We start from the raw sequence: 25,294 nt of genomic DNA, 5'->3' as shown, positions 1-25,294 counted from the left end.
GTGGGGCGAGCCCGTCCCGTCGACGGTCAGGCCTGCCGTGGGTCGTGCCGTGCGGCTCCGCCCGACCGGTTCGCCGCGTGCGCCGTCGAATCGATTCGTCTCGGGTTTCCCCGATGGCGTTGGAGCGGTCTACAGTGGTGATGGGTCGCTGTTCGTCCACGCCGACGGCGGCCACCGCAGGCCGCTGAGCGTGGACGTCGTCCCAGAGTAGCGGCCCCGCGACGGTCGGCCTCCCAGACCCGGATCCGTCGCCCTCGGTCGTCCCGACGCATCCGGCCCGACGACACCCGCCCTGCCCTTCCTCGTCCGAGAACAGGTCCCATGACGCTCACCACGCCGACGCAGCGCGCACTCGCGCTCGTCGCCCTCGCCCTCGGCGGCTTCGCCATCGGTTCGACGGAGTTCGTCGCGATGGGGCTGCTGCCGAACATCGCCGAAGCGCTCCTGCCGCACCAGTACGCCGTCGACCCCGACGCCGGTGTCGCGCACGCGGGCTGGCTCGTCAGCGCCTACGCACTGGGCGTCGTGGTCGGTGCGCCGACGATCGCCGCGATCTCGGCGACGTTCCCGCGCAAGGGCCTGATCCTGGTCCTGCTGGTCGGCTTCGTGGTCGCCACCGTCGCGAGCGCCGTGCTGCCGAGCTTCGGACTGGTGCTCGTGGCCCGGTTCGTCGCGGGGCTCCCGCACGGGGCGTACTTCGGGATCGCCTCGATCGTCGCGGGCGAGATCATGGGGCCCGGCAAGCGCGGCAAGGGCATCGCGATGGTCATGCTCGGTCTGTCGATCGCGAACGTCGTCGGCGTCCCTGCGATCACGTGGGTCGGGCAGAACGCCGGGTGGCGCGCCGCCTACGGGGTCGTCTCGCTGCTCTTCGCACTGACGTTCTTCGCGGTGGCGGCGTTCGTGCCGCGCAGTGCCCGCGACGAACACGCGACGATCGGGAGGGAGCTCCGCGCCTTCCGCTCGCCGCAGCTCTGGATCGTGATGGGCCTCGGAGCCGTCGGCTTCGGTGGGTTCTTCGCGGTCTACTCGTACATCTCGCCGCTCGTGCAGAACGTGACCGGACTGCCCGAGGCCGCCGTGCCGCTCGTGCTCGTCGTCGTCGGGCTCGGCATGGTCGTCGGTGGCGTCCTCGGCGGGCACCTCGCGGACCGCAGCGTCAAGCGGACGATCTACTTCGGCATGCTCGCCCTGATCGGCGCGCTCGTCGTCACGGTCACGACGGCCCAGTTCGTCTGGGGGGTCTTCCTCGGCGCGTTCCTGCTCGGCGCGACGGCGTCCGCGATCCCGCCCGCGGTGCAGTCGCGGCTCATGGACGTGGCAGGCGACGCCCGCACGATCGCGGCGGCGCTCAACCACTCGGCGTTCAACATCGGCAACTCGCTCGGTGCGGCCCTCGGCGGCGCGGTCATCGCGGCCGGCTTCGGCTTCCTGGCGCCCGCGTGGCTCGGGATCGTGCTCGCGCTGCTCGGCCTGCTCGTCACGATGGTGAGCTACGGGGTCGAGCGCCGGACGACCCGTCGCGCCGGTCTCCGGGCGACGTCACCCTCCACGGGCCCGATCACCGCTCCCGTCCCGACCGTCTGACGCCGCGGGCGCCCACCCGCGCGGTGCTGCGTCTGCACTGCCGGAGCGACAGATCGCGGCGGCGGGAGGGGCGACCACCTCGCCGAAGTGACAGATGCCCGCGGATGGTCGCCACTGATCTGTCGCTCCCGTGTGGGCAACGGGGTCGCCCGGGAGGCGCGTGGCGGGCCGGCACCGCGCCTCCCGGCGGACGGCGTGCGGGCCGGGAGGCGGCGTGGCGGGCTTGCACCGTGCCTCCCGGCCGTGCGGTGTGGTCGCGAAGGCGACAGATCGCGGCCGCGACGCGGCGACCACTCCGTCGAAGCGACAGATCCCGGGGAACAGTGGGCGCCGATCTGTCGCTTTCGCGAAGGGGGCGCCCAGGTAGCGGTACCCCGGCGCGTGCCTCCACCACCGGGACAGCTCGAGCACGCAGCAGGGGCGGACCCGGAACCCGGACCCGCCCCTGCGCTCAGCCGTCGCCGACCGCGGACCTACAGCCCGAGGGGGCTGCCGTCCTGCACGATGATGCCGTCGGTGATCGCCCGCTTCCGCAGTGCGACCTTCGTGCCGACGTCGAAGCCCGCGACGCGGTACTTCTCACGGATGCGCTTGAGGTAGCTCTTGGCGGTCTCCTCGGAGATGCCGAGCTGGTAGGCGACGCTCTTCACGGGCTCGCCGCCGCCGTAGAGCGCCATGACGCGCCGCTCCTGCGCGCTGAGCTTCGGCACGCCGCCGACGTCGCCGCTGTTGATCGCCAGGTCGAGCTCGGCGGACACGTACTGCTCGCCGCGCTGTGCGGCGCGGATCGCCTCGACGATCATGTCGGCGTCCTCGCTCTTCACGAGGTAGCCGAGGGCGCCGGCGCCGAGGGCCTCGCGGACGACGTTCGGCTCGGAGTACGTGCTCATGACGACCGTCTTCACGCCCGCGGTCTTCAGCGTCGAGATCTTCAGGGACACCGGGATGGAGTCCTTCAGGTCGAGGTCGAGCAGCACCACGTCGACGGGGAACGCGGAGTTCGTCAGGAGCTCCGGCCAGGTCGTGACGGCGGCGACGAGCGTGATGTCGTCGGCGGCACTGCGGATCCACTCCGTCAGCGCACCGAGGAGCATCCGGTGGTCGTCGACCAGTGCGAGTCGGATCGGTTCCTCTGGAGTCGCCATCAGGCGTCCTTTCTCGAAGGCGTGCCCGCCGATCCTAGGCGGCAGGACGCCGTGGGTCGGGCAGGCGGAGCGGGTGTCCGGCAGTTCGGGCCCGGCCGGGCGGACGTGGTGGTGCGTTCGGGGCGGCGTGTCGCCGTGCCGCTCCGGGGTCACATGGTCGGGTGGCGGTCGACGACGCAGTGCGCGACGACGTGCAGGACCCCGTCACGGACCGAGTCGGTGTACGGGCCGATGCGCTGCAGGGCGCTCCACGCGGTGGGTCCGAGTCGGCGACGGGGGACCCCGCGCGACTCGAAGACGACCGGCACGTCCATGCGCTCGTCGGTGACCGGGTGGCCGTCGGAGCCGATCGGCCCGAGTGTCACGGACACGACGGGGGAGCCCGGCTGGCTGGTGCGCCCGTCGCCGACCATCTGCCACAGCGCCTGCAGCAGTCCGTCCCGCTGGGCGGGCGAGAGGTGACCGGCCAGCGACTGCGGGTCGGTGACGGTGACCGAGCGGCCGAGCTGGTCGGACTCGGTGATCGCGTGGTAGAGCCAGGTCTCGCGGCGACCCTCGATGAGGTGCAGGCGGAGCTCGGTGGCGAGGGACGCGGCGACCGACGAGGACGCGTCGGACAGCGGGAGCGGGTCGGTGCCGTTCGCGACGGCGTCGAGGAGTTTCTCGGCGGCGAGGTCGAGGCGGGCGAGCTCGTCGGACGCGAGCATCCCGACCGCGAACTGCGGCGCCTGCACGTTGCTCTGCACGAGCACCCGGTCGAGCTCGCGCTGCACGAGCTGGCGGAAGCGGTGCACGACGAACAGGGCGATCGACGGCGGGACGACCACGAGCGCGAGCATCGAGACGAGCCCGGGCAGGGTGTCCGAGGTGATCGGCGTGGAGACCAGGGCCATCGCGACGAACGCCGCCCCGAGGACGACGATCGCCCCGGCGACCTCGCGTGCCGGACGCAGCGTGGCGACGGGCAGCAGGGCGAAGCCGGCCGCGACGGACGCGCTCGCGGTGCCGGCGAGGTCGTGCTCCGGGTGGATGCCGACGAAGTCGAGCGTCACGACGCACGCGAGGACCACGCAGATGAGCGCGAACGCGGTGCCGGTGAGGCGTTCCCCGTAGGTCATCAGGCTCAGTCCGACCGCGATCGCCGCCACCACGTAGAGCGCCCACGCCGCCGCCGGCAGCCACGGGTCGGTGAGCTCGGGCGCCCGCACGAGGAAGAACGCGATGCCGGCGACGGCCTCGATCGCGGCCAGCACCGCGGCGCCGAGGCCGAGGTAGCCGGCGCCGAGCGACGCCCCGGGCTTCGCGGCCTGCCGGAGCGATCGTGCGCCCGTCGAGGTCGAGGGGAGCCCGCGCGCCTGTCGTCGCTCGTTGCCGCGGTAGCGCTCCCGGGCCTCGCGTCGGGTCCGTGGTGCAGCCTGCACGGTCTCGCCGGGCAGCCCGCGGCTGATGGTGTCCTCGGGGGTCCGGCTCATCGCGGTGCCTCCAGCACGACGGTGGTGCCCGACCCGGGGGCCGAGAACAGCTTGGCGTCGCCGCCGACCTCGCGCAGGCGGTTCACGACGCTCTCCTTGAAGCCGAGCCGCTCCGCGCCGACCGCGTCGAGCTCGAAGCCGACCCCGGAGTCGGTGACCATCGCGCGGACGGTCTCCTGGTCGTGCACGATCGTGACGTGCGCCTCGCCGACGCCGGCGTGCCGACGGACGTTCTCGAGGCACTCGCCGAGCGCGAGCAGGAAGGCGTCGAGCACGTGCGTGGGCAGCAGGACCTGGCCGGTGCCGTGCCAGCTGACCTCGAGCCCCATGCGGCCGAAGCGCTGCTTGACCGACTCGAGCGTCTGACCGAGCGGGGACTCCTCGGCGCGGGTGAGCGAGTAGTCGCCGGACTGCTGCGGCTGCGGCGTCGCGCCGAGTCGCAGGTGGCGGAGGAGTCGGGCGTCCTCGGCGGCCTGCTCGCGCATGGCCTGCTCCGAGACGCCGACACCGGAGTGGGCGAGGAGCGTCAGGGTGGCCAGCACGGTGTCGTGCAGCAGCCGGGCGCCCTGGCGTCGCTGCGCCTCGGTCTCGCTCGCCTGGCGCTCGGCGCGGTGTGCGGTGCCGATGCTCTGGATGCGGCGTGCGACGCGGGGGATGCTCCGCGCGATCCACACCGCGACCGTGGCGAGCAGCACCCAGCCGAGGGCGACACCGCCGACCGGGGCGGACAGGACGCTGCCGGTCGCCCACGAGACGACCACGAGGGAGACGACCCCGGCCGCGGCGGTCAGTCCGAGGCCGACCAGCGACGTGCGGTAGGTCATCAGCGGGGCGGAGAGCGACCCGGCGGCGAGCGGCACGACGGCGCTCGCGACCACGGGCCGCAGGTCGGGACCGGTACCGGCGAGGAGCAGCAGGAGGGCGCCGAGCCCGGAGGCCAGCGCCAGCGCGGTCCACCACACCGAGCCGTGCACGCCGAACAGGGCGAGGGCGGCGATCATCACGGCGATGCAGGCCAGCCCGGCGAGCAGGGGCACGAGCGGGACCGCCAGCGAGCTGACGACCGCGACCACCGAGACGAGTGCGCAGGTGATGCCCACGACACGGGTCGTCGACCGAAGCAGTCGGTCGCGCTCCTGTGCGAGGAAGTCCATCGGTGTCCTGGTGGTGACGGCGGTACGGGGGAGCGAGCCCCGGTCGTCCCGGTGACTCGTTCGACATCATTCCACGGACGGCACCCGTTGGGGGGTCCTCGCCGCGCGGACGACGGACGGATGGGGACCCGATCGTTACCGGGGGTCGCGCTGCGCGGACGCACGGGTCGCGCTGCGCGGACGCACGGGTCGCGCGGCGCGGAAGCACGGGTCGCGCGGCGTGGACACGCCGGTCGTCCGCTCAGTCGAGCAGTCGCCGCAGGTGGGCCCCGACCGCCTCGTGCTCGATGAGGAACCCGTCGTGCCCGAACTCGCTCTCGATCACGGCCGCGCGGTCGCCGTCGAGCGTGTCCGGCACCCCGGCAGCGATGCGGTGCTGGTCCTCGACGGGGAACAGCCGGTCGCTCGACACCCCGACCACGAGCGTGCGGGCCCGGACCGTGCCGAGTGCGGCCGCGACCCCGCCCCGTCCGGCCCCGACGTCGTGCGAGTCCATCGCGTGCGTGAGGGTGACGTAGGACGCGGCGTCGAACCGCCTCGTGAACTTGTTGCCGTGGAAGTCGAGGTAGCTCTCCACGCTGAACCGGCCGTCGTCGCCGAGCGGGGAGACGTCGCTCTGCCACGACCGGGCGAACCGGCCGTTGAGCTCGTCCGAGGCCCGGTAGGTCATCAGTGCCATCCGCCGCGCGAGCGCGAGCCCCCGGTGCGGCCCCTCGCCGGGTTCGGCGTCGTGGTAGTCGCCGTCGGCGAAGGCCGGGTCCATCTGGATTGCGGCCCGCTGCAGGGAGTTCGCGGCGATCTGGTCGGCGGTCGTCTGCGCGGTGGTGGCGAGCAGTGCCAGCCGCTCGACGCGCGTCGGGTGCGCGACGGCGAACTCGAGCGCGTGCATGCCGCCCATCGACCCGCCGACGACCGCGGCGAAGCGCTCGATCCCCAGGCGGTCGGCGAGCTGCGCCTGCACGGCCACCTGGTCGCGCACGGTGACGAACGGGAAGCGCCCGCCCCACTCGCGGCCGTCGGGCGCCACGGACGAGGGGCCGGTCGTGCCCTGGCAGCCGCCGAGCATGTTCGGCGCGACGACGAACCAGCGGTCGGTGTCGATCGCGAGGCCGGGGCCGACGACGTCGCCCCACCAGCCGGCGGTCCGGTGCCCGGGCCCGGGCGGCCCGGCGACGTGCGAGTCCCCGGTCAGCGCGTGGAACACCAGCACGGCGTTGTCCCGCGCAGGGGTCAGGGTGCCCCAGGTCTCGTAGGCGACACGCACCGCGGGGAGTCGCCCGCCGCGTACCCGTTGCTCGCCGAGGGCCTCGAAGTGCCGCGCGCCGGGGTGGTCGCCCGGTCGCCACGCCCCGGTGACGGGCGGTTTGCCGAGGGTCCCCAGCTCAGTGCCGGGCACGAGGGTGGACGGCACGGAGTCCTCGGGGGTCGTCTGCCAGTCCATGGTGCGTCCAGTCTGCCGGGAGGCGCAGGTCGCCGCCGCCGTGTTACGTCACGTCCGGCGGGTGGCCGGGTCCGGTGCGCGTGGTCGGGCGCGCACGGAGCGTCACCGTGGTCGTCGTGCGACAGCGGTGGTGTCGCAGCATGTGCGCGCATGGACGGTGGGCGGGCCAGTCGGCGCCGACGGCGAGCGTCACCGTGGTCGTCGTACGACAGCGGTGGTGTCGCACGATGCGCGTGCATCGACGCGCACGAGGCGAGGACGACATCGCCGCTGTCGGACGACAGCGGCGATGTCGTTCCACGACGACTCGGCAGCACGGCAGCACGGCACCACGGCACCACGGCACCACGGCACCACGGCAGCACGGCAGCACGGCACCACGACGACTCGGCGAGACGGCAGCGGCACGGCACGACGGCCGCACCGCCGCCCCGCGCTCTACGCGCGCTGGCCCTCCTGCGCGACCGCCCGCGCTGCCGCGAGCCCCGCCTCGAGGTCGGCGCGCAGGTCCTCGACGTTCTCGATGCCCACCGACAGCCGCACCAGGCCCGGCGTGACCCCGGTGGTGAGCTGCTGCTCGGGCGTGAGCTGCGAGTGCGTGGTGGAGGCGGGGTGGATCACGAGGGACCGCACGTCGCCGATGTTCGCGAGGTGCGAGAACAGCTGCAGGTTGTCCACGAACGCCCGGCCGGCCGCGACGCCGCCCTTGAGCTCGAAGGACAGCACCGCACCCACGCCGCGCGGGGCGTACTTCGTCGCCGCCGCGTACCAGGGCGAGGTGGGCAGCCCCGCGTACGCCACCGAGGCGACGTCCGGGTGCCGGTCGAGCCACTCGGCGATCTCCTGCGCGTTCGACACGTGCCGCTCGATCCGGAGCGACAGCGTCTCGATGCCCTGCAGGAGGGCGAACGCGGTGTCCGCCGAGTTCGACGCACCGAGGTCGCGGAGCAGCTGCACCCGCGCCTTCACGACGTACGCGAGCTCGTTGCCCACGGCCTGCGCGAACACGGCGCCGTGGTACGACGGGTCCGGCGTGTTGAACTCCGGGAAGCGCTCGGCGTGCTCGGACCAGGCGAAGCGCCCACCGTCGACGATCACGCCGCCGATGACCGTGCCGTGGCCGCCGAGGAACTTCGTCGCCGAGTGCACGACGATGTCCGCCCCGTGCTCGAACGGTCGGATGAGGTACGGCGTCGCGATGGTGTTGTCGACGATGAGCGGCACGCCGGACTCGTGCGCGACGCTGCTCACCCCGGTGATGTCGAGCACGTTGATGCGCGGGTTGCCGATGGTCTCGGCGAAGAACAGCTTCGTGTTCGGCCGGACTGCGCGACGCCACTCCTCGAGGTCGTCCTGGTCCTCGACGAACGTCGTCTCGATGCCGAGCTTCGCGAGCGTGTACTTGAACAGGTTGTAGGTGCCGCCGTAGATCGACGACGACGACACGATGTGGTCACCGGCGCCCGCGATGTTCAGCACGGCGTACGTCTCGGCGGCTTGCCCCGACGACACGAGCAGCGCGCCCGTCCCGCCCTCGAGCGCGGCGATGCGCTGCTCGACGACGTCGTTCGTCGGGTTCATGATCCGCGAGTAGATGTTGCCCGGACGGGCGAGCGCGAACAGGTCGCGGGCGTGGTCCGAGTCCTCGAACACGTACGAGGTCGTCTTGTAGATCGGCGTCGCCCGCGCACCGGTCGTCGGGTCCGGCTGCGCCCCGGCGTGGACCTGCGTGGTCTCGAACCGCCAGGCGGCGGCGTCGTTCGTGCTCATCGGTGCTCCTGTCGGGTGCGGTGGTCGTCGGGTCGCCGCGCGCCGGCCGGGAGGCCCGTGGCTGCGCTGCGTCGAGCGTCACGGTACGCAGGTGGGCGGGCCTGCACCAGCGTGGCCGCCACGCGACGTAACCGTCGCGTCCGCACCGCGGCCGACCCGGCCACGCGCCCGACGCGGGCCGAGGGGTGGACGGTGCACCGCGCCTCCCGTCCGGGACGCGCCGGGACCACTGGGACGCGCCGGGACGGACCGGGACGCACGCCGGTGCGCTCAGGCCGGGTCGCGCCGGAACAGCCAGTCGACCTTCGGCTCGAGCAGCCAGCGCATCCCACGGCGCACGAACGGCTGCGCGAGGAACAGGCTGACCGCGCACGCCAGCACGACCATGAGCAGCACGTAGGGCCACGCAGAGTGCTCGCCGGCCAGGACCCCGGACTCCCGGATCGGGTAGAGCACGAACGTGTGGAGCAGGTAGACGTACATCGTCGCCGCCCCGAACCGGGTGATCCACACCGTGCGCCGGGGCACGAGCAGCAGGAACGACGCCGTCAGCGCCGCCGCGAGGACCATCAGCCCGAGGCGCACCCCGCCGGCCCACCAGGCGTCCTCGCCGAGCCCCGCGTACGAGTCGTCGTAGAAGAACCAGTGGTGCAGGTCGAACTGCTCGAACTGCGGCGTGAACAGCAGACACGCGGTCGCCCACGCGGCGAACACCACGGCCGCGACCACCCGCACGCGCACGACCGTGCGACGCGGGGCCTCGTACCAGCGGTCGAACAGCCCCCACTGCTTGAGCTGCCACCCGACCAGGAAGAACGGCAGCAGGCTGATCGCCCGGCCGAGCGAGAACGTCGAGTCGACGTTGTCGAGGTACCCGACGCCGATGCTCAGCGCGATCGCCCAGACGAGCGGGAACCGCAGCTGTGCCAGGTACGGCAGGATCAGCCGGAAGATCCCGAGGGCGAGCAGGAACCAGAGCGTCCATGTCGGCTTCGTCAGGTTGAGGTCCTTGCCGCCCTCGACGACGGCCTGCACCACCGTCCAGATCGTCTGCATGACCACGTACGGCACGACGATGTCCGTGAAGGTCCGCCGCATCCGCTGCGCCGACGGGGTCTCGGCCGACGAGAAGTACCCGCTGATGACGCCGAACGCGGGCATGTGGAACGCGTAGATGAACGTGTACAGGGCCAGCGCGTGCTCGCTGCCGACGGTCTGCCGCTGGATCGCGTGGCCGATCACCACGAGCGTGACCGCGAGGAAGCGCGCCGTGTCCCACATCGGGATGCGGCGCGGGGTCCGACCCGGCTCGAGCTGCGTCGCGGGGGTCGAGGGCGCGGGGGGAGCGGCGTCCGTCGTCATCCCCGGTCACGGTACCGGAAGGCGACGGCCGGGGATCGGTACGGTGGAGCGGTCCGGTGCCCCGTCCGGACCGTGGCCGCCCGGCCCGTCCCACCCCTGGAGGAACCCCATGGCACGTCGCGCAGTCGTCACCGGAGCGAGCTCGGGCATCGGAGCGGCCACCGTGCGCCGGTTCCGCGACCACGGCTGGGACGTCCTCGCCGTCGCACGCCGTGAGGCGCAGCTGGCGGCGCTCGCCGAGGAGACCGGGGCGACCTTCCTGGTCGCCGACGTGACCTCGGCCGACGACGTCGCCGCGCTCGCCGCCCACGTCGACGGGCTCGGCGGGACCGACGTCCTGGTGAACAACGCCGGCGGCGCGTTCGGGTCGGCCTCGGTCGAGGAGTCCGACGTCGAGGACTGGCGCGCGATGTTCGAGGTGAACGTGATCGGGACGAAGCGCGTGACCGCGGCCCTGCTGCCGCAGCTGCGCCGCCGCGCCGCGGAGGCCGGGGTCGCCGACGTCGTCACCGTGACGAGCACCGCCGGGCACGTCGCCTACGAGAACGGCGGTGGCTACAACGCCGCGAAGTTCGCCGAGCACGCCCTGGTCGCGGCGCTCCGGCTCGAGCTGAACGGCGAACCGCTCCGCGTGGTCGAGATCGCGCCGGGCATGGTGAAGACCGACGAGTTCTCCCTCACCCGGTTCGGCGGCGACCGGGACAAGGCCGACGCCGTGTACGCCGACGTCCCGGGGCCGCTTCTCGCCGAGGACGTCGCCGAGGCGATCGTGCACGCGGTCGAGCTGCCCGCGCACGTGAACCTGGACCTCGTCACGGTGCGGCCGGTCGCGCAGTCGGCACAGCACAAGCTCGCGCGTGGGCCGCTCACGGTCCGGTCGTAGCGCGGCGCACGGGTTCGTCCGACCCGCGGGACGCGCGCGGTCGCCCGACGCGGGTCGCGGTGGACGCCGCTGTCCCGGTACCGTGGGCGGATGCCGATCAGCAGCGAACCCGGGTCGACCGCGCAGGCACCCTCGACCGTGACCGTGACGAGCGGACCCGAGGTGCTCGGCTGGCTGGAGTTCGGCGACGCGGCCCGCCTGCTCGCCAAGGACGTCCTGTCCTCCGGCTTCGAGCCCGAGGTCGTCGTCGCCGTCGCCCGCGGTGGCCTCATCATCGCCGGTGCCGTGGCGTACGCGCTCGGCACCAAGGAGTGCGGCTCGATCAACGTCGAGTTCTACACCGACGTCGAGCAGCGCCTCGAGGAGCCCGTCATCCTGTCGCCCGCCCTCGACGCCCCGAGCCTCGCCGGCAAGCGCGTCCTCGTGGTCGACGACGTCTCCGACTCCGGCCGCACCCTGCGCCTCGTCGTGGACATCATCCGGAACGCCGACGCCGACGTCCGCAGCGCATGCCTGTACTCGAAGCCCGGCACCGTCCTCGAGCCCGACCACGTGTGGCGTCGCGTCGACGGCTGGATCACGTTCCCGTGGAGCGCCCTCGCACCGGTGACGGCCGAGTCGTGAGCATCCACCTCCTCGGCGGCGGCCCCGTCGTCGCCGCCGACGTCGTCCCGCACTTCACCGCCGAGGCGACCGCCCGTGCCGCCGCGGTGGGTCGGACCGTCCCGCGCATCGCGCTGCTGTCCGTCGCCGGCGCCTCGGGGGCGTCACCCTCGTCGACCGCCGACCTGGCCGAGGCGATCGGCGGTGCCCGGCAGGCCGAGGTCCTCGTGACCGAGGTCGCGCCCGGCGCCGTGTTCGACACCGCCGTGCTCAGCGACGTCGACGCGCTCGTCGTCGGCGGCGGGGTCACGCCGGACTACCTCGACGCGATCGCCCCGCTCGTCGACCAGCTCCGGCTGCTCGTGTCCGACGGCCTGCCGTACCTCGGGTACTCCGCGGGTGCGATGGTCGCGGCGGACCGGGCGCTCGTGGGCGGCTGGCGCATCGGCGGGGTCGAGGTCTGCCCGGAGGGGGCGTCCGAGGGCCTGGACGAGGTCGAGCTCCGCGAGGGACTCGGGCTCGTCGACCTGACGATCGACGTGCACGCCGTCCAGGCCGGCACCCTGGCGCGCCTGATCGCGGCTGCCGAGGCCGAGTTCGTCACCGCCGGACTCGCGATCGACGAGGACACCGCGCTCATCGTCGGCGAGGGTGCGCTCGAGGTGCGCGGCACCGGCAGTGTCTGGCGCGTCGTGTCCGGCGAGGACGCGGTCTCCGTCGCCACCATGGGCGCGTAGCCACCGCCGTGGTCGCCCCGCGCCCGCTCGCCGAGCTCGTCGACCCGGGCTGGGCCGAGGCGCTCGCCCCCGTCGAGGACGACGTGCACCGGATGGGCGACTGGCTCCGTGCCGAGGTCGCCGCCGGTCGGCACTACCTGCCCGCGGGCGAGCACGTGCTCCGCGCCTTCACCCAGCCCTTCGCCGACGTCAAGGTGCTCGTCGTCGGGCAGGACCCCTATCCGACGCCCGGGCACCCGATCGGCCTGTCGTTCGCCGTCGATCCGCACGTGCGTCCCGTGCCGCGGAGCCTGGCGAACGTCTACCGCGAACTCCGGGACGACCTCGGCGTGACCCCGCCCGAGCACGGCGACCTACGGGCGTGGTCCGAGCAGGGCGTGCTGCTGCTCAACCGGGTCCTGACGGTCGAGGCCGGCGCGGCCGGCAGCCACCGCGGCAAGGGCTGGGAGGCGGTCACCGACCAGGCCGTCCGCGCACTCGTCGCCCGCGGTACTCCGCTCGTCGCGGTGCTCTGGGGCGCCCAGGCAGCGTCGGTCCGGCCGCTGCTCGCCGACACCCCGGTCGTGGCGTCGGCGCACCCGTCACCGCTGAGCGCCTCGCGGGGCTTCTTCGGCAGCCGCCCGTTCTCGCAGGTCGACGCGCTGCTCCGCGAGCAGGGCGCCGACCCGGTCGACTGGACGCTGCCGCCCGCCGGAGCGACCGCACCGTAGGCTCGGGTCGTGCTCGAGGAGGAATACCAGCGCCGGCGCGTCCTGCCCCGGCACCTGCGCGCGCCCGTCGCCGCCGAGGCCACGTTCACGTACACGATCCGGGCCGCCGAGCCCCGCGACCTGCCCGACGTGCGCGAGATCCACACGCACTACGTCCGGAACTCGTCGGTGACCTTCGACCCGGCCGCGTACACGTTCGCCCGCTGGAAGCAGCGCTACGACGAGGTCCGTCGCCGTGGTCTGCCGTTCCTGGTCGCCGAGAACCCGTCGGGGCAGATCCTCGGGTACGCGCTCGTCGACCCGTGGAACCCTCGGGACCGCTCGAACCACGTGGTCGAGGACTCGATCTACCTCGGCGCCGCGTCCGGGGGCAAGGGACTGGGGCGTGCCCTCATGGAGGCGCTGCTCGACGAGTGCCGGTCGGCCGGCGTGCGCGAGGTCATCGCGGTCATCGCGGACCGGCAGGCCGAGGCGTCGATCCGGCTGCACGAGCGGCTCGGCTTCGAGGAGGTCGGGCGCATGGGCAAGGTCGGGTTCAAGTACGACCGGTGGCTCGGCACCGTCACGATGCGCCTGCGGCTGCGGGGACCGCGGCTCTTCGCGCGCGGCCGACGGTAGCGGGCGCGCGACCGCGCCGGTTCCCGACCACGACCGCCGCACGTGGCGACGCGGCCGCCGCACGTCGCGACGCGACCGCCGCGCGTCCCGACGTCGCGACGCGACCGCCGCGCGTCCCGACGCGACCACGGGGCGGACGGGAGGCCCGTGGCGGCGCCGTCACGGGCCTCCCGTCCGGCAGTGGGTGTCGATCACCGCGTCGGTGCGGTGCGCGCCTGCCGTCCGGCCGCCGGGGCCTCGGCGATGAACTCCTCGCGCGTGACGCGCAGGAGCGCGGTCGCGGCCGCGGACGCCGCGTCCGCGTCGCCCGCGACCGCCGCCAGGGCGACCGCCTCGTGCCGGGCCGCGGCGTCGTGCGTCCACCGGGTGATCGTGTCGCGGGACTCCGACGTGCGCGTGCGGAGCAGGGCCTCGACCGTGCCCGCGAAGTGGGCGAAGACCGCGTTCCCGGAGCCGGTCAGGAGCGCACGGTGGAAGCGCACGTCGGCCTCGAGGTAGGCGCGGGAGTCGTCCCGGGCGCACGCGTCGGTCATGTCCCGGGCGGCGGCCAGCACCGCGGCGGCCGGGGTCGGCTCGGTGCCGGCCGGGTCGGTCGCGGGTCCGTCGTCGGTGGGTCCGGCCGTGGGGTCCTCGGTGACCGACCGGGCGGCGACGAGCGACGCGGCCACGGGCTCCACGCCGAGCCGGAGCTCGAGGAGTTCCCGCTGCTGCGCGAAGTAGGCGGGGGAGGCGCCGCGCCAGCGGATCACGGTCGGTGCGAGCAGCTCCCAGGACGCCGTCGGCCGGACGAGTGTCCCGACGCGCTGCCGCGGCTCGACCAGCCCGAGGGACTGGAGCACGCGCAGGGCCTCGCGGACGACCGAGCGGGAGACACCGGCCTCGTCCGCGATCGTCTCGGGCCGGACGACGGTGCCGGGTGCGAGCTCGCCGTCGACGATGCGCTGCCCGAGCGTCTCGAGCACCTGCGCGTGCAGGCCCCGTGCCGTGGTCATCGGTCCTCCGTGGTGCTCGGTCGTGGTCGTGGTCCTGCCGGCCGTCGCTGTCGCCGTCGTCGTCGCTGTGACGACGTCCCCCATCGAAGCGGCAGACTGCGCGGCGAGGGGGACGGCACGCTGCGGTCCATCGTATGATCTGATTAATCAGATTATTCGGGTCGGGGCGGCAGGGTGCCCCGCACGGCGCCGACCGGCGCCCACGAACGCGACGGGGCCGCGGTGCAGCGGCCCGGGAAGGGGCACCGATGCCTCACAGCAGCAGCGGACTCGCGACGGCGACCACCGCGAGCACCGCGCACGCCGGGTCGGTGGACCCGCTGCACGGCCTGACCGTGCTGGCGGCGGAGGGCGGCGGCACCCAGACCGTCGACCCGTCCGGGTCGGTGACGCAACTGGTCGTCGCGGCGCTCGCGGGGATCGTCGTCATCATCGCGCTCATCACCTGGCTCAAGGTGCACCCGTTCATCGCGCTGCTCGTCGGTGCGCTGGGGGTCGGCATCGGCGCCGGGCTCGCGCCGGACAAGGCCGTGACGAGCTTCGGCAACGGCTTCGGCGCGACGATGACGAGCGTCGGCATCCTCGTGGGCCTCGGCGCGATGTTCGGCCGCATGCTCGTGGACTCGGGTGCCGCGGACCGCGTGGTCGACACCCTGGTGCGGCGGTCCTCGAAGGCCGCGCTGCCGTGGACGATGGCGCTCATCGGGGCGCTGATCGGCCTGCCGATGTTCTTCGAGGTCGGCCTCGTGCTGCTCATCCCGATCATCGTGCTCGTCGCGAAGCGCAGCGAGGTGCCGATCATGAAGATCGCGGTGCCCGCCCTCGTCGGCCTGTCGACGATGCACGCGTTCGTGCCGCCGCACCCGGGGCCGCTCGTCGCCGTGTCGACCGTCGGCGCGGACCTCGGCACGACCCTGGCGTTCGGCATCGTGCTGGCGATCCCGGTCATCGTGCTCGCCGGCCCGCTGTTCGCCCGCCTCGCGGCGCGCTGGGTCGACATCCCCGCGCCCGACATGTTCTCGTCGCGCGGCGGCTCCGGTCCGTCGGACCCCGCGCACGCCGGTCGGGAGGCACGGCGCGGCCCCGCCACGCAGGACACGGCCTCGCTGCCGCACGGGAAGAGCGACTTCACGCGCGTCATCAGCGAGCCGCGCAGCCCGTCCTTCGCGGTCGCGCTCGTCGGCATCCTGCTGCCGGTCGTGCTCATGCTCGCCCAGGCGGTGCGCGAGGCGACCGCCCCGGACGCCACCGGCGGGTGGGTGTCGCTGCTCGACTTCCTCGGTTCGCCGACGATCGCGATCGGCATCGCCGCCGTGTTCGCGATGGTGTTCTTCGCGATCGGCGGCGGGATGGACCGTACGGCCGTCGCGAAGTCGCTCGAGGACGCCCTGCCGCCGATCGCCGGTGTGCTGCTCATCGTCGGTGCCGGCGGCGGCTTCAAGCAGGTGCTCATCGACACCGGCATCGGCGGCGTGATCGCCGACGCCGTGCAGGAGTCGGGCGTCTCGGTGCTGCTCGTGGCCTGGGCCGTGTCGGCGCTCGTCCGGGTGGCGACCGGTTCGGCCACCGTCGCGACCGTCACCGCCGCGGGCATCATGGCGCCGATCGCCGAGGGGCTGTCCACGCCGGAGACCTCGCTGCTCGTCCTGGCGATCGGTGCGGGCTCGGTCTTCCTGTCGCACGTCAACGACGCCGGGTTCTGGCTCGTGAAGGGGTACCTCGGCACCACCGTCGGGCAGACGTTCAAGTCCTGGACGGTGCTCGAGTGCCTCATCTCGGTGATCGGCCTGGGCGGCGTGCTCCTCGCCGGGGTGTTCCTGTGACCGCCGGTGCGGGGCCGACGGGGTCCGACGCGGCCCCGGCCGCACCGTCCGTCGGGTCGCCTGCGGTCGGGACGTCGGACGTGCGGGTCCTGGTCGTCATGGGCGTCTCCGGTTCGGGCAAGTCGACCGTCGCGGCGATGGTCGCGGACCGGCTCGGATGGGACCTCGCCGAGGGCGACGACATGCACCCGCCGGCGAACGTCGCGAAGATGCAGGCGGGCACCCCGCTCACCGACGAGGACCGCTGGCCGTGGCTCGACGTCGTCGCGTCGTGGATCGGCGACCACCTCGACCTGGGCCGCCCCGGTGTCGTGACCTGCTCGGCCCTGAAACGCTCCTACCGTGACGTGCTGCGGGCGCCCGGCGTGGTGTTCGTGCACGTCTCCGGGGACGGCACCCTCATCGCGGACCGGATGGCCGCACGCTCCGGGCACTTCATGCCGACGTCGCTCCTGGCGTCCCAGCTCGCGACGCTCGAACCGCCGGAGGCCGACGAGGCGCACCTGACGGTGGCCGCGGACCGGACACCGCAGGAGGAGAGTGCCGAGGTCGTCGAGCGCCTGGGGCTCACGCCCGTCAGGTGAACCAGACCGGGGTGCCGACCGGCAGTGCTGCGAGCGTCTTCGTCATCGCCGCCGAGATCCGCACGCAGCCGTGCGAGCTGCCGGTCGGGTCCGGGTAGTAGTGCAGCGCGGTGAGCGCCGCGTTGCCGCCGTACTGCGGGATCCGGGACGAGTGCGCCCCGGTGAGGATGATCGGGTTCCCCTGCGTGTAGGTGACGCGCGCGTCGACGTAGGCCGCCTCGACGTAGGTCGCGGTCCCGGTGGGCGTCGGGTCGTCGGGCGTGCCGAGCCGGGCGGTCTCGGTGGCCGAGACGGCGCCGTCCCGGCCGACCACGGAGACCGTCGACGCGGCGACGTCGACCCGGATCATCCGGTCGACCGACGCCAGGGTGAAGTCTGCCGCGCGTGCCCAGGCGAAGGTCGCGCTCGGCGCGGTCGGGTCGCCGCCGTCGCCGGGGGTGCGGTTGCGTGCGGGCGTGGAGACGAGCACCATCCCACCGTCGAGGCCGGGGGAGCGTCCCCACACGGCGGTGACCGCCGGGGTGTCGAGTGTGGTGACCGTCGACGCGAGCGTGGCGACCGGGGCGGCCGTCGCCGCGGGGTCGGCGTACAGGGCCACGAGCGGCGCGTTCGGCGTCGCGATGGTCCACTGCTCCTCGGGCTGCACCCGCGTGCCGTCGAGGAGCGCCGGCACGACGGCGTCGTGGTATGCCAGCGGGAGTGCGGCGAGGGTCTCCGCCGACGGTGCGGCCGGGACCGCCGGGAGTGCCGGTGTCGGCGTGGGGGTCGGTGTCGGTGCCCGTTCGGTGGTGCGCACCGCACGGGGTTCCGCCTGTCCGCCACCGCCGACGGCGGCGCCGATCCCGACGCCCGCGACGGCGAGCACCCCCACCGCTGCGAGGACGATGCCCCAGGTCTTCCGCTGCATGTGTCAGCCTCCCCGACCCCAGTCCACCAGATCCCGGCCGTGCGGGCACGCGGGGTCGGCCGGGCGACCCGCTGCGCTCAGACCTCGGTGACCCGCCCGTCCTCGACACGCCACTGCCGGTCGAGCCGCACCGTGTCGAGCATGCGGCGGTCGTGCGTGACGAGCAGGAGCGTGCCGTCGTAGGAGTCGAGCGCCTGCTCGAGCTGCTCGATCGCCGCCAGGTCGAGGTGGTTCGTGGGTTCGTCGAGCACGAGCACGTTCACCCCGCGGGCCTGCAGCAGCGCGAGCGCCGCACGGGTCCGCTCACCCGGCGACAGTGCCGCGGCGGGACGTCCGACGTGGTCGGCCTTCAGCCCGAACTTCGCGAGCAGCGTGCGGACGTCGGCGGTGGTCATCTCGGGCACGAGGTCCTCGAACGCCGCGGCCAGTGGCTGGTCGCCGGCGAACGCCCCGCGCGCCTGGTCGACCTCGCCGATCGCGACGTTCGACCCGAGCGAGGCCGTCCCCGAGGTCGGGGCGACCCGGCCGAGCAGGGTGCGCAGCAGCGTCGACTTGCCGGCCCCGTTCGGTCCGGTGATGCCGATCCGGTCCCCGCCGGAGACCTGCAGCGACACCGGTCCGAGGGTGTGGTCGCCCTGCTGCACCACGGCCTGGGACAGGGTCGCGACGACGGCCGACGAGCGCGGGGCGCTGCCGATCGTGAAGGCGAGCTGCCACTCCTTGCGCGGCTCCTCGACCTCGTCGAGCCGGGCGATCCGCGACTCCATCTGCCGGACCTTCTGCGCCTGCTTCTCGCTCGACTCGCTCGCGGCCTTCCGGCGGATCTTGTCGTTGTCGGGGTTCTTCTTCATCGCGTTCCGCACGCCCTGGCTCGACCACTCGCGCTGGGTCCGGGCACGCGAGACGAGGTCGGCCTTGGTCGCGGCGAACTCGTCGTACGCGTCGCGCTTGTGCTGCCGGGCGACCTCGCGCTCCTCGAGGTACGCGTCGTACCCGCCGCCGAAGATGCGGTGCGACGACTGCGCCAGGTCGAGCTCGAGCACGGCGGTCACCGAGCGGGCGAGGAACTCGCGGTCGTGGCTGACCAGGACGACCCCGCCGCGGAGGCCGTGCACGAACTGCTCCAACCGCTCGAGGCCGTCGAGGTCGAGGTCGTTCGTGGGCTCGTCGAGCAGCACCACGTCGAAGCGGGACAGCAGCAGCGCCGCGAGGCCCACCCGGGCGGCCTGCCCGCCGGACAGCGCCGTCATCGGGGAGTGCGGGCCGACACCGTCGCCACCGGCCGTGACCGCGAGGCCGAGCTCGCCGAGCACGACCGGCAGGCGGTCGTCGAGGTCGGCCGCCCCGGACGCGAGCCACCGGTCGAGGGCGACCGAGTAGCGGTCGGCGGCCGCGTCGTCGGCGTCGGGGGCGCCGAGTGCCTCGGCGGCCCGGTCCATCGCGACCGTCGCGTCCGCGCAGCCGGTGCGCCGTGCGACGTAGTCCGCGACCGTCTCACCGTCGACGCGCTCGTGCTCCTGCGGCAGCCACCCGACGAACGCGTCCGGCGGGTTCGTCGACACCGACCCGGCGAGCGGCTCGTCGACGCCCGCGAGCAGCCGCAGCAGCGTCGACTTGCCGGCGCCGTTCACGCCGACCAGGCCGACCACGTCACCCGGGGCGACCGTCAGGTCGAGCCCCTCGAAGAGCGTGCGGGCGGCGTGGCCGCCGGCGAGGTCCTTGGCGACGAGCGTGGCGGTCATCCGGCAATCGTCCCACGGTCGGCCCCGCCGCCGTCGCGCCCACCCACCGGTCGGGAGGCGCGGGTCGGCCCCGCCACGCGCCTCCCGGCCGCGCGTGCCGTCGGCCCGTAGGGTCGGCGGATGCGCCACCTGCTCCGACTGGACGACTGGACCCTCGACGACGCCGACGCGGTGTTCGCCCTCGCCCGGGCGTACGAGCGCGGAGCCGGCCCCGTCCTCGGCGGAGCCGCGGCGATGTTCTTCCCACCGACGAGCCTGCGCACGCGGGCCTCGTTCGAGCGGGGGGCCGTGCTCGCCGGGATGCAGCCGATCGTCTTCCCACCGGAGACCCTCGACAAGGACGAGGCACCGCGGGACGTCGCGGCGTACCTGGCGCAGTTCGTCGACGTGCTCGTCGTGCGGCACCCGGACATCGCGCTGCTCGAGGCGCTCGCGGCGGCCGCCGCCGTCCCGGTGGTGAACGCGATGACCTCGGAGAACCACCCGTGCGAGGTCCTCGCCGACCTCTACGCGCTGACCGGGGGAACGGACGTCGGCGCGCTCCGGGTCCGCTTCGTCGGCGCGGACGGGAACATCGCACGGGCGTGGGCCGAGGCGTCGCGCCTGTTCGGCTTCGACCTCGTGCAGTGCTGCCCGAGCGCACTGGCGACCGCCGGACTCGCCTGGACCGACGACCTCCGGGCCGCCGTCGCGGACGCCGACGTCGTCGTCACCGACGGGCCAGGACCGCACGCCGGTGCGCTGGCGCCGTTCCGGGTGACGGCTGAGGTGTTGTCCTGGGCGCCGACCGGGGTCCGGTTCGCACCCTGCCCGCCCTTCGTCCGGGGTCGCGAGCTCGCCGCGGACGCGCTCTCGGGTGCGGCGTTCGTCGGGTACGCGGCGAAGCGTGCCCTGGTCCCGGTGCAGCAGGCCGTGCTCGCCCACTGCACCGGATGACGCGGGGCGCCCGGTCACCAGCTGCTGGCAGGATCGAGGCGTGTCGACGCTCATCGTGACCGCCCACCCGGATCCTGACTCGCTGACGCTCGCCGTCGCCCACCGACTCCGAACGGCGCTCGACGCCGCTGGTGCGGGCCCGGCGACGATCGCGGACCTCGCCGCCGAGGGGTTCGACCCCCGCTTCACGGCAGCCGACCGGCACACCTACCGGACCGGCACCGACCCGGCGCCCGACGTCGCGGCGGAGCAGGCACGCCTCGACGGGGCGGACCACCTGGTGCTCGTGTTCCCGGTGTGGTGGTGGTCGGTACCGGCGCTGCTGAAGGGATGGCTCGACCGGGTGTTCGTGAACGGCTGGGCCTTCGGCGTCGGTCCGGACGGGCGCATCGACCGACGGCTCGGGCGCCTCACGGTGCACCTCCTGCCGATCGCGGGCGACGATGCCGGGGTGTACGAGCGGCACGGCTACGAGCGCGCACTCCGGACGCAGCTCGAGCACGGCGTGGTGGACTTCTGCGGCGCGGTGCGCGGGGCGACCGCGTTCGTCCACGAGTCCGAACACGAGGACCCGGCCGTGCGCGAGCATGCCGTGGCGGCCGCGGTCGAGCGGGTCGTCGCCGCGGTGCGCCCGTCCCCGTGACGCACTGCCGCCCACCTGCCCGCGGCTAGCCCTCCGGGACCGCCACGACGCGGTTCTGGTACGCCCACACCACGGCCTGCAGGCGCGACCGCACCCCGAGCTTCGGCAGCATCCGTGCCAGGTGCGACTTCACGGTGGAGACCTCGACGACGAGCTCCGCCGCGATCTCCTCGTTCGACATGCCCTGGGCCAGCAGCAGGAGCACGTCGCGCTCCCGGGCGGTGAGGACCTCGGCGGCACGGTCCCCGGTCACCGGCTGCAGGCTCCGGCGGGAGACGAACTCCCGCAGTACCCGCCGGGTCAGGGACTGGTCGATGGTGCCGTTGCCCGCCGCGACCTGCCGGACCGCGTCGACGATCACGTCGGGCTCGGCGTCCTTGAGCAGGAAGCCGGACGCCCCGGCCTCGAGCGCGCCGAACACCAGGTCGTCGAGGTCGAACGTCGTCAGCACCAGCACGGGCACCGCGGGGTCGGCACCGGGAGCGCAGAGCTCCCGGGCGACCTCGATGCCGTTCCGCACCGGCATCCGGATGTCGAGCACCGCGACGTCGGGCCGCGTGCTCCGCGCCAGGGCCAGTGCCTCACCGCCGTCGGCCGCGACGCCGACGACCTCGACGTCGGGCTCCGCCGCGAGCAGCGCCGACACCCCGGCGCGCACGAGCGGCTGGTCGTCCGCCACCAGGACCCGGATCACCGGCCCGCCTCCGCCTCGGAGCGGGGCTCGCGACCCAGGACGAGGGTCACCGCCCAGCCGCCGTCGTCGGTCGGACCGGTCTGGAGGCGCGCCCCGACCAGGTCTGCTCGCTCACGCATGCCACGCAGGCCGTTCCCGCCTGCTGCCGTGCTCCCCGACGCCGGTGCGGTGGGCGCCGTGTTCACGACGCGGAGCGTCAGCTGGTCGGCGTCGCGGTCGTCCACGGTCACGGTCACGCGCGCACCGGGGGCGTGCAGGGCGGCGTTCGCGAGGGCCTCCTGGACGGTGCGGTAGGCGGCGAGCTGCGCGAGCGGGCCGACGCCGTCGGCGAGCGGTGGTGTCCCGTCGCCGGTCGCACTCCTCGCGGTCGCGTCGTCGGCCGCGCGGGCGGGGGCGGGCAGGACCTCGAGGTGCACGTCGGAACGGTACCGTGCGCGCTCGACCAGGTCGGCGACGCCCGTCACGGTCTCGACGGCACGTTCGGCGGGGGAGTCGTCGCGGAGGAGCCCCACCAGGCGGCGGAGGTCCTCGAGCACCGCGGTGCTCTGCTCCCGGACCTGGCGGACGCCCTCGTGCGCGCCGGCCGGGTCGACGTCGATCTGCCGGTCGATGACCGCCGACATGAGGGCGATCCCGGACAGGTGGTGCGCGGCGATGTCGTGCAGCTCACGGGCCATCGCGGCACGCTCGCGGGAGACGGCCGCGTCGACCCGGGCGTCCTGCTCCCGGACGGCCGCGGAGGCCTCGGCGGCACGCGCGTCGGCCTCGGCGGTGCGGGCGTCCGCGGCGACCGCACGGGCCTCGGCCTCCGCGCGGCGGGCGGCACGGACCTCGCGCCGGGACCGGACCACCAGGGCGACGACGAGCGGGATGCCGACGGCGCCGAGGGCCTGGAGCACGCCCTGGCCGGCCCCGTCACGGACCGCCTCGGCGAACTCGTCGCCGTGGGGGCCACTGCTGACGGCGACCCGGTGCCACCCGGTGCCGAGGGCCACGAGCACGGCCGCGCCGACGAGGGCCGGCCAGGTGCGGACCAGCGGGGCCCGGAGGGCGGTGGTGACGACCGCCACGACCACCGGCAGCGCGGTGAGCCCGAACAGGTCGTCGATCTGCGGTACGGCGATCGCGGGTACCAGGGGGAGCGCCGCGACGAGGAGCAGCACGGTCCGGGGTGCCCGTCGTGCCGCGAGCAGCACGGCGGACTGGGCGAGGAGCACGAGGGCGAACACGGTCCACGGCACGCTGCCCACCGGCGGGGCCGTCACCGGGGCGCCGAGCGTGTCCGGGTCGGCGGCGTCGAGGGGCGGCAGCCCGAGCAGCAGGCCGAGCGACACCACCGCGGTCAGGGCCGCGACGAGGACGTCGGTGCGCCGGCCGGCGCGGGGATCAGCGGGTGCCATCGTTCGATCCTACGAGGCGGGCGTCGGCCGACCCGGGCAGGTGATCCGCGCCTCCCGACCGGGGTCCCGACGGTCCCGGGTAGCCGAGCCGCCCGCGGGTGGCGACCACCAGCACGACCGCGGCCACCGTCGAGACGATCGCCAGGCCCTGCATCATCGTGCCCGCGGTCATCCCCGGGTACATGTCCGCCCACAGCGTCGAGATGGTGTTGTTCACCCCGACGTGCAGCAGCAGGGCGATCGGCAGGCTCTCGCCGGTGCGGTTGAAGACCCAGGTCATCACGACGTTGAAGGTGATGGTGAAGAGGGCGAACACGAGCGGCTCGCTCCAGTGCGCGTCCGGCCAGCCGCCCCAGTCGCTGAGGTACAGCGGCATGTGCCACAGCGCCCACAGCGGGCCGAGCACCGCCGCCGACCCGAGCGGGCCGAAGCGCTCCTGCAGACGGGGGAGGGCGAAGTCGCGCCAGCCGGGCTCCTCCGACAGGCCCGTCGAGAACACCTGGACGACCAGCCCGGGGACGAGCGCGAGCAGGGCCAGCGCGCTCGGTGCCTGCACCTGCCCGCCGGCGAACGGCAGCCCGGTCAGGACGACCAGCGCGGGCACCACGACGAGGGCCAGGGCGTACCAGCGCCACGACACCCGCCAGCGCCACAGCCGCCCCACCCAGCGACGCAGACCCGGACGGCCGTCGGCGAGGGCGGTCACGAGGAACGCGCTGCCGAGCGGGCCGAGGAGTGCGCCGGGCAGGATCCCGGTGAACTGCGCGGTCCCGAGGAACTCCGGGAAGTGCAGGTCCCACACACCGAGGCCGTGCGGGCTGAGGATGTACGGCACCCACGCGAGCCAGCTCAGACCGAGGGCCAGGACGGCGAAGGACAGCAGGGGGTGGCGGGCCACGAGGCCCCGGAGGCCCGGGTCGGCGGTGTGGTCGGTTCCGGTGGTCGGCCGGCCCGTCGTGTCGTCGGGCCCGGTGGTCGGCCGGCCCGTCCTGTTCGTGTGGTGATCGGTTCGGTTCGTCATGACGTCGACGCTAGGAAGCCGCGCGTCGCCGGACGACCGGCGGAGGGACGCACCGTGCAGGGTGCATCCGAAGGGTGCAAGCCCGGCCCGCGTCGGGTCGGGCTGCGTACCGTCGGGGACATGACCACCACCGTCCTCGTCGCCGGCGCCACCGGCGACCTCGGCACGCGCATCGTCCGTGCCCTCCTCACCCACGACGCCCACGTCCGCGTGCTCACCCGCTCGGCGTCGTCGCCCGCCGCGGCGCGGCTCGTCGCCGAGGCCGGCGGGGACGGTCCCACCGCGGGGGAGTCGCGGCTCTCGGTGGTGGAGGCGTCCTACGACGACCACGCCGCGCTCGTCACCGCGCTCGCCGGGGTCGACGTCGTCGTCTCGGCGGTCAGCGGCACCCGACCGGTCATCGTCGACGCGCAGACCGCGCTGCTCCGCGCCGCGGTGGACGCCGGGGTGCGACGGTTCGTGCCGTCCGACTACTCCGCCGACTACCGGTCCACCACCCCGGGGACGAACCGGAACTTCGAGCTCCGCCGCGAGTTCGCCGCCACGCTCGACGCCGCCCCGGTCCGGGCGACCTCGGTGTTGAACGGTGCGTTCACCGACATGCTCACGGGCCAGGCGCCGATGATCCTGTTCGGACGGCGCCGGGTGCTGTTCTGGTCCTCCGCCGACCAGGTGCTCGACTTCACCACCAAGGACGACGTCGCCCGCACCACCGCGCACGTCGCCCTCGACCACGAGGCCCCGCGCGTCGTCGAGGTCGCCGGCGACCGCGTCACCGCACGCAGCGTCGCCGACACCCTGTCGCGCCTCACCGGCACCCGGTTCCGCACGCAGTGGGCCGGGACCACGGGCACCCTCTCCGCGATGGCACGCATCGGACGCCGCCTGTCCTCCGACGACCCCGCCGACCCCTTCCCCGCGTGGCAGGGCATGCAGTACTTCGTCACCATGTTCAGCGGCGAGGGGGAGCTCCACCACGTGCGCGACGACCGGTACGGCGACGAGCACTGGACCACGGTCCGCGACGTCCTCGCCGCCCACCTCGGCACCGACCGCGCCTAGGCTCGGGG

Annotated in this window: 23 protein-coding genes; 11 read left to right on the top strand and 12 right to left on the bottom strand. The window is 74.1% G+C overall.

Annotation, left to right across the window (positions count from 1 at the left end):
* Positions 1–321: 321 nt before the first annotated feature.
* A complete protein-coding gene (locus tag QOL15_RS09790) occupies positions 322–1,587 on the top strand; it encodes an MFS transporter (RefSeq protein WP_071249218.1) in 1,266 nt (421 codons plus the stop codon).
* Between the two features lie 473 nt (positions 1,588–2,060).
* Here the strand turns inward: QOL15_RS09790 and QOL15_RS09785 are convergent, their stop codons facing one another.
* From QOL15_RS09785 to QOL15_RS09760, 6 genes are all read right to left on the bottom strand, one after another.
* Positions 2,061–2,732: a response regulator transcription factor gene (locus QOL15_RS09785; protein ID WP_065962989.1), complete on the bottom strand. Its 672-nt coding sequence runs from the start codon at positions 2,730–2,732 to the stop codon at positions 2,061–2,063.
* Between the two features lie 149 nt (positions 2,733–2,881).
* The gene (locus QOL15_RS09780; RefSeq protein ID WP_083230272.1) at positions 2,882–4,204 is read right to left on the bottom strand and encodes a hypothetical protein; all 1,323 of its coding nucleotides are present in this window, start codon (positions 4,202–4,204) and stop codon (positions 2,882–2,884) included.
* Positions 4,201–5,358 (bottom strand): sensor histidine kinase, encoded by a 1,158-nt coding sequence (locus tag QOL15_RS09775; RefSeq protein ID WP_071249220.1) that lies wholly within the window; start codon positions 5,356–5,358, stop codon positions 4,201–4,203. Before QOL15_RS09775 ends, QOL15_RS09780 begins: the two co-directional genes overlap by 4 nt.
* Before the next feature lie 241 nt (positions 5,359–5,599).
* Positions 5,600–6,799, bottom strand: a complete 1,200-nt coding sequence (locus tag QOL15_RS09770) for a homoserine O-acetyltransferase (RefSeq protein WP_071249222.1) — start codon at positions 6,797–6,799, stop codon at positions 5,600–5,602.
* Positions 6,800–7,237: 438 nt separating this feature from the next.
* On the bottom strand, positions 7,238–8,569 hold the full coding sequence (locus QOL15_RS09765) for a bifunctional o-acetylhomoserine/o-acetylserine sulfhydrylase (RefSeq protein ID WP_065962995.1): 1,332 nt from the start codon (positions 8,567–8,569) through the stop codon (positions 7,238–7,240).
* Positions 8,570–8,839: 270 nt separating this feature from the next.
* On the bottom strand, positions 8,840–9,931 hold the full coding sequence (locus tag QOL15_RS09760) for an acyltransferase family protein (protein ID WP_071249224.1): 1,092 nt from the start codon (positions 9,929–9,931) through the stop codon (positions 8,840–8,842).
* A gap of 109 nt (positions 9,932–10,040) precedes the next feature.
* On the opposite strand from QOL15_RS09760, the gene QOL15_RS09755 reads away from it, so the two are divergent.
* The 5 genes from QOL15_RS09755 to QOL15_RS09735 all read left to right on the top strand — a co-directional run bounded on the left by QOL15_RS09755 (position 10,041) and on the right by QOL15_RS09735 (position 13,482).
* Complete coding sequence (locus tag QOL15_RS09755) at positions 10,041–10,814, top strand: SDR family oxidoreductase (RefSeq protein ID WP_065962999.1); 774 nt, start codon at positions 10,041–10,043, stop codon at positions 10,812–10,814.
* 90 nt (positions 10,815–10,904) lie between these two features.
* Positions 10,905–11,438: a phosphoribosyltransferase gene (locus QOL15_RS09750; RefSeq protein WP_175473866.1), complete on the top strand. Its 534-nt coding sequence runs from the start codon at positions 10,905–10,907 to the stop codon at positions 11,436–11,438.
* The gene (locus QOL15_RS09745; RefSeq protein WP_071249226.1) at positions 11,435–12,154 is read left to right on the top strand and encodes a Type 1 glutamine amidotransferase-like domain-containing protein; all 720 of its coding nucleotides are present in this window, start codon (positions 11,435–11,437) and stop codon (positions 12,152–12,154) included. Before QOL15_RS09750 ends, QOL15_RS09745 begins: the two co-directional genes overlap by 4 nt.
* 8 nt (positions 12,155–12,162) lie before the next feature.
* Complete coding sequence (locus QOL15_RS09740) at positions 12,163–12,864, top strand: uracil-DNA glycosylase (RefSeq protein ID WP_071249230.1); 702 nt, start codon at positions 12,163–12,165, stop codon at positions 12,862–12,864.
* A gap of 9 nt (positions 12,865–12,873) precedes the next feature.
* Positions 12,874–13,482 carry a GNAT family N-acetyltransferase gene (locus QOL15_RS09735; RefSeq protein WP_065963005.1) on the top strand — a complete coding sequence of 203 codons (609 nt, stop codon included), beginning with the start codon at positions 12,874–12,876 and terminating at the stop codon, positions 13,480–13,482.
* 191 nt (positions 13,483–13,673) lie between these two features.
* Here the strand turns inward: QOL15_RS09735 and QOL15_RS09730 are convergent, their stop codons facing one another.
* Positions 13,674–14,474: a FadR/GntR family transcriptional regulator gene (locus tag QOL15_RS09730; RefSeq protein ID WP_071249255.1), complete on the bottom strand. Its 801-nt coding sequence runs from the start codon at positions 14,472–14,474 to the stop codon at positions 13,674–13,676.
* 248 nt (positions 14,475–14,722) lie between these two features.
* On the opposite strand from QOL15_RS09730, the gene QOL15_RS09725 reads away from it, so the two are divergent.
* Positions 14,723–16,297, top strand: coding sequence for a GntP family permease (locus QOL15_RS09725; RefSeq protein WP_253181658.1), 1,575 nt, complete (start codon positions 14,723–14,725; stop codon positions 16,295–16,297).
* Entirely contained in the window at positions 16,294–16,881 is a 588-nt protein-coding gene (locus QOL15_RS09720) for a gluconokinase (protein ID WP_370692361.1), read from the top strand. Before QOL15_RS09725 ends, QOL15_RS09720 begins: the two co-directional genes overlap by 4 nt.
* On the opposite strand, the gene QOL15_RS09715 is transcribed toward QOL15_RS09720, so the two are convergent.
* Together QOL15_RS09715 and QOL15_RS09710 are read right to left on the bottom strand one after the other, a co-directional pair.
* The gene (locus QOL15_RS09715) at positions 16,874–17,788 is read right to left on the bottom strand and encodes a L,D-transpeptidase (protein ID WP_071249232.1); all 915 of its coding nucleotides are present in this window, start codon (positions 17,786–17,788) and stop codon (positions 16,874–16,876) included. The genes QOL15_RS09720 and QOL15_RS09715 overlap by 8 nt on opposite strands.
* Before the next feature lie 77 nt (positions 17,789–17,865).
* Complete coding sequence (locus tag QOL15_RS09710; protein ID WP_071249234.1) at positions 17,866–19,530, bottom strand: ABC-F family ATP-binding cassette domain-containing protein; 1,665 nt, start codon at positions 19,528–19,530, stop codon at positions 17,866–17,868.
* A 120-nt stretch (positions 19,531–19,650) separates the two neighbouring features.
* On the opposite strand from QOL15_RS09710, the gene QOL15_RS09705 reads away from it, so the two are divergent.
* Together QOL15_RS09705 and QOL15_RS09700 are read left to right on the top strand one after the other, a co-directional pair.
* Positions 19,651–20,466 carry an ornithine carbamoyltransferase gene (locus QOL15_RS09705; RefSeq protein WP_071249236.1) on the top strand — a complete coding sequence of 272 codons (816 nt, stop codon included), beginning with the start codon at positions 19,651–19,653 and terminating at the stop codon, positions 20,464–20,466.
* Positions 20,467–20,506: 40 nt separating this feature from the next.
* Positions 20,507–21,109 carry an NAD(P)H-dependent oxidoreductase gene (locus QOL15_RS09700; RefSeq protein WP_065963013.1) on the top strand — a complete coding sequence of 201 codons (603 nt, stop codon included), beginning with the start codon at positions 20,507–20,509 and terminating at the stop codon, positions 21,107–21,109.
* 25 nt (positions 21,110–21,134) lie between these two features.
* Here QOL15_RS09700 and QOL15_RS09695 read toward each other — a convergent pair whose 3' ends face one another.
* From QOL15_RS09695 to QOL15_RS09685, 3 genes are read right to left on the bottom strand one after another with little or no spacing between them, the layout of a single operon-like run.
* Positions 21,135–21,803 carry a response regulator transcription factor gene (locus QOL15_RS09695; protein WP_065963015.1) on the bottom strand — a complete coding sequence of 223 codons (669 nt, stop codon included), beginning with the start codon at positions 21,801–21,803 and terminating at the stop codon, positions 21,135–21,137.
* Positions 21,800–23,203, bottom strand: coding sequence for a sensor histidine kinase (locus QOL15_RS09690; protein WP_305404372.1), 1,404 nt, complete (start codon positions 23,201–23,203; stop codon positions 21,800–21,802). The genes QOL15_RS09695 and QOL15_RS09690 overlap by 4 nt, the downstream gene beginning before the upstream one ends.
* Positions 23,190–24,224 (bottom strand): CPBP family intramembrane glutamic endopeptidase, encoded by a 1,035-nt coding sequence (locus tag QOL15_RS09685; protein ID WP_083230274.1) that lies wholly within the window; start codon positions 24,222–24,224, stop codon positions 23,190–23,192. Before QOL15_RS09685 ends, QOL15_RS09690 begins: the two co-directional genes overlap by 14 nt.
* Before the next feature lie 120 nt (positions 24,225–24,344).
* Between QOL15_RS09685 and QOL15_RS09680 the strand changes: the two genes are divergently transcribed.
* On the top strand, positions 24,345–25,286 hold the full coding sequence (locus tag QOL15_RS09680) for an NmrA family NAD(P)-binding protein (RefSeq protein ID WP_071247271.1): 942 nt from the start codon (positions 24,345–24,347) through the stop codon (positions 25,284–25,286).
* Positions 25,287–25,294: the final 8 nt, after the last annotated feature.

The sequence above is a fragment of the Curtobacterium sp. MCBA15_012 genome (genome assembly GCF_001864935.2).
GTDB lineage: Bacteria > Actinomycetota > Actinomycetes > Actinomycetales > Microbacteriaceae > Curtobacterium.
This window is presented reverse-complemented; position numbering and strand designations above follow the sequence as displayed.

Excerpts from the sequence above, each read along its gene's own strand:
- QOL15_RS09765 (WP_065962995.1), bottom strand. The coding sequence starts at position 8,569 with ATGAGCACGAACGACGCCGCCGCCTGGCGGTTCGAGACCACGCAGGTC.
- QOL15_RS09775 (WP_071249220.1), bottom strand. The coding sequence starts at position 5,358 with ATGGACTTCCTCGCACAGGAGCGCGACCGACTGCTTCGGTCGACGACC.
- QOL15_RS09680 (WP_071247271.1), top strand. The coding sequence starts at position 24,345 with ATGACCACCACCGTCCTCGTCGCCGGCGCCACCGGCGACCTCGGCACG.
- QOL15_RS09690 (WP_305404372.1), bottom strand. The coding sequence starts at position 23,203 with ATGGCACCCGCTGATCCCCGCGCCGGCCGGCGCACCGACGTCCTCGTC.
- QOL15_RS09785 (WP_065962989.1), bottom strand. The coding sequence starts at position 2,732 with ATGGCGACTCCAGAGGAACCGATCCGACTCGCACTGGTCGACGACCAC.
- QOL15_RS09760 (WP_071249224.1), bottom strand. The coding sequence starts at position 9,931 with ATGACGACGGACGCCGCTCCCCCCGCGCCCTCGACCCCCGCGACGCAG.
- QOL15_RS09780 (WP_083230272.1), bottom strand. The coding sequence starts at position 4,204 with ATGAGCCGGACCCCCGAGGACACCATCAGCCGCGGGCTGCCCGGCGAG.
- QOL15_RS09725 (WP_253181658.1), top strand. The coding sequence starts at position 14,723 with ATGCCTCACAGCAGCAGCGGACTCGCGACGGCGACCACCGCGAGCACC.
- QOL15_RS09750 (WP_175473866.1), top strand. The coding sequence starts at position 10,905 with ATGCCGATCAGCAGCGAACCCGGGTCGACCGCGCAGGCACCCTCGACC.
- QOL15_RS09730 (WP_071249255.1), bottom strand. The coding sequence starts at position 14,474 with ATGACCACGGCACGGGGCCTGCACGCGCAGGTGCTCGAGACGCTCGGG.
- QOL15_RS09755 (WP_065962999.1), top strand. The coding sequence starts at position 10,041 with ATGGCACGTCGCGCAGTCGTCACCGGAGCGAGCTCGGGCATCGGAGCG.
- QOL15_RS09770 (WP_071249222.1), bottom strand. The coding sequence starts at position 6,799 with ATGGACTGGCAGACGACCCCCGAGGACTCCGTGCCGTCCACCCTCGTG.
- QOL15_RS09715 (WP_071249232.1), bottom strand. The coding sequence starts at position 17,788 with ATGCAGCGGAAGACCTGGGGCATCGTCCTCGCAGCGGTGGGGGTGCTC.
- QOL15_RS09710 (WP_071249234.1), bottom strand. The coding sequence starts at position 19,530 with ATGACCGCCACGCTCGTCGCCAAGGACCTCGCCGGCGGCCACGCCGCC.
- QOL15_RS09685 (WP_083230274.1), bottom strand. The coding sequence starts at position 24,224 with ATGACGAACCGAACCGATCACCACACGAACAGGACGGGCCGGCCGACC.
- QOL15_RS09790 (WP_071249218.1), top strand. The coding sequence starts at position 322 with ATGACGCTCACCACGCCGACGCAGCGCGCACTCGCGCTCGTCGCCCTC.
- QOL15_RS09705 (WP_071249236.1), top strand. The coding sequence starts at position 19,651 with ATGCGCCACCTGCTCCGACTGGACGACTGGACCCTCGACGACGCCGAC.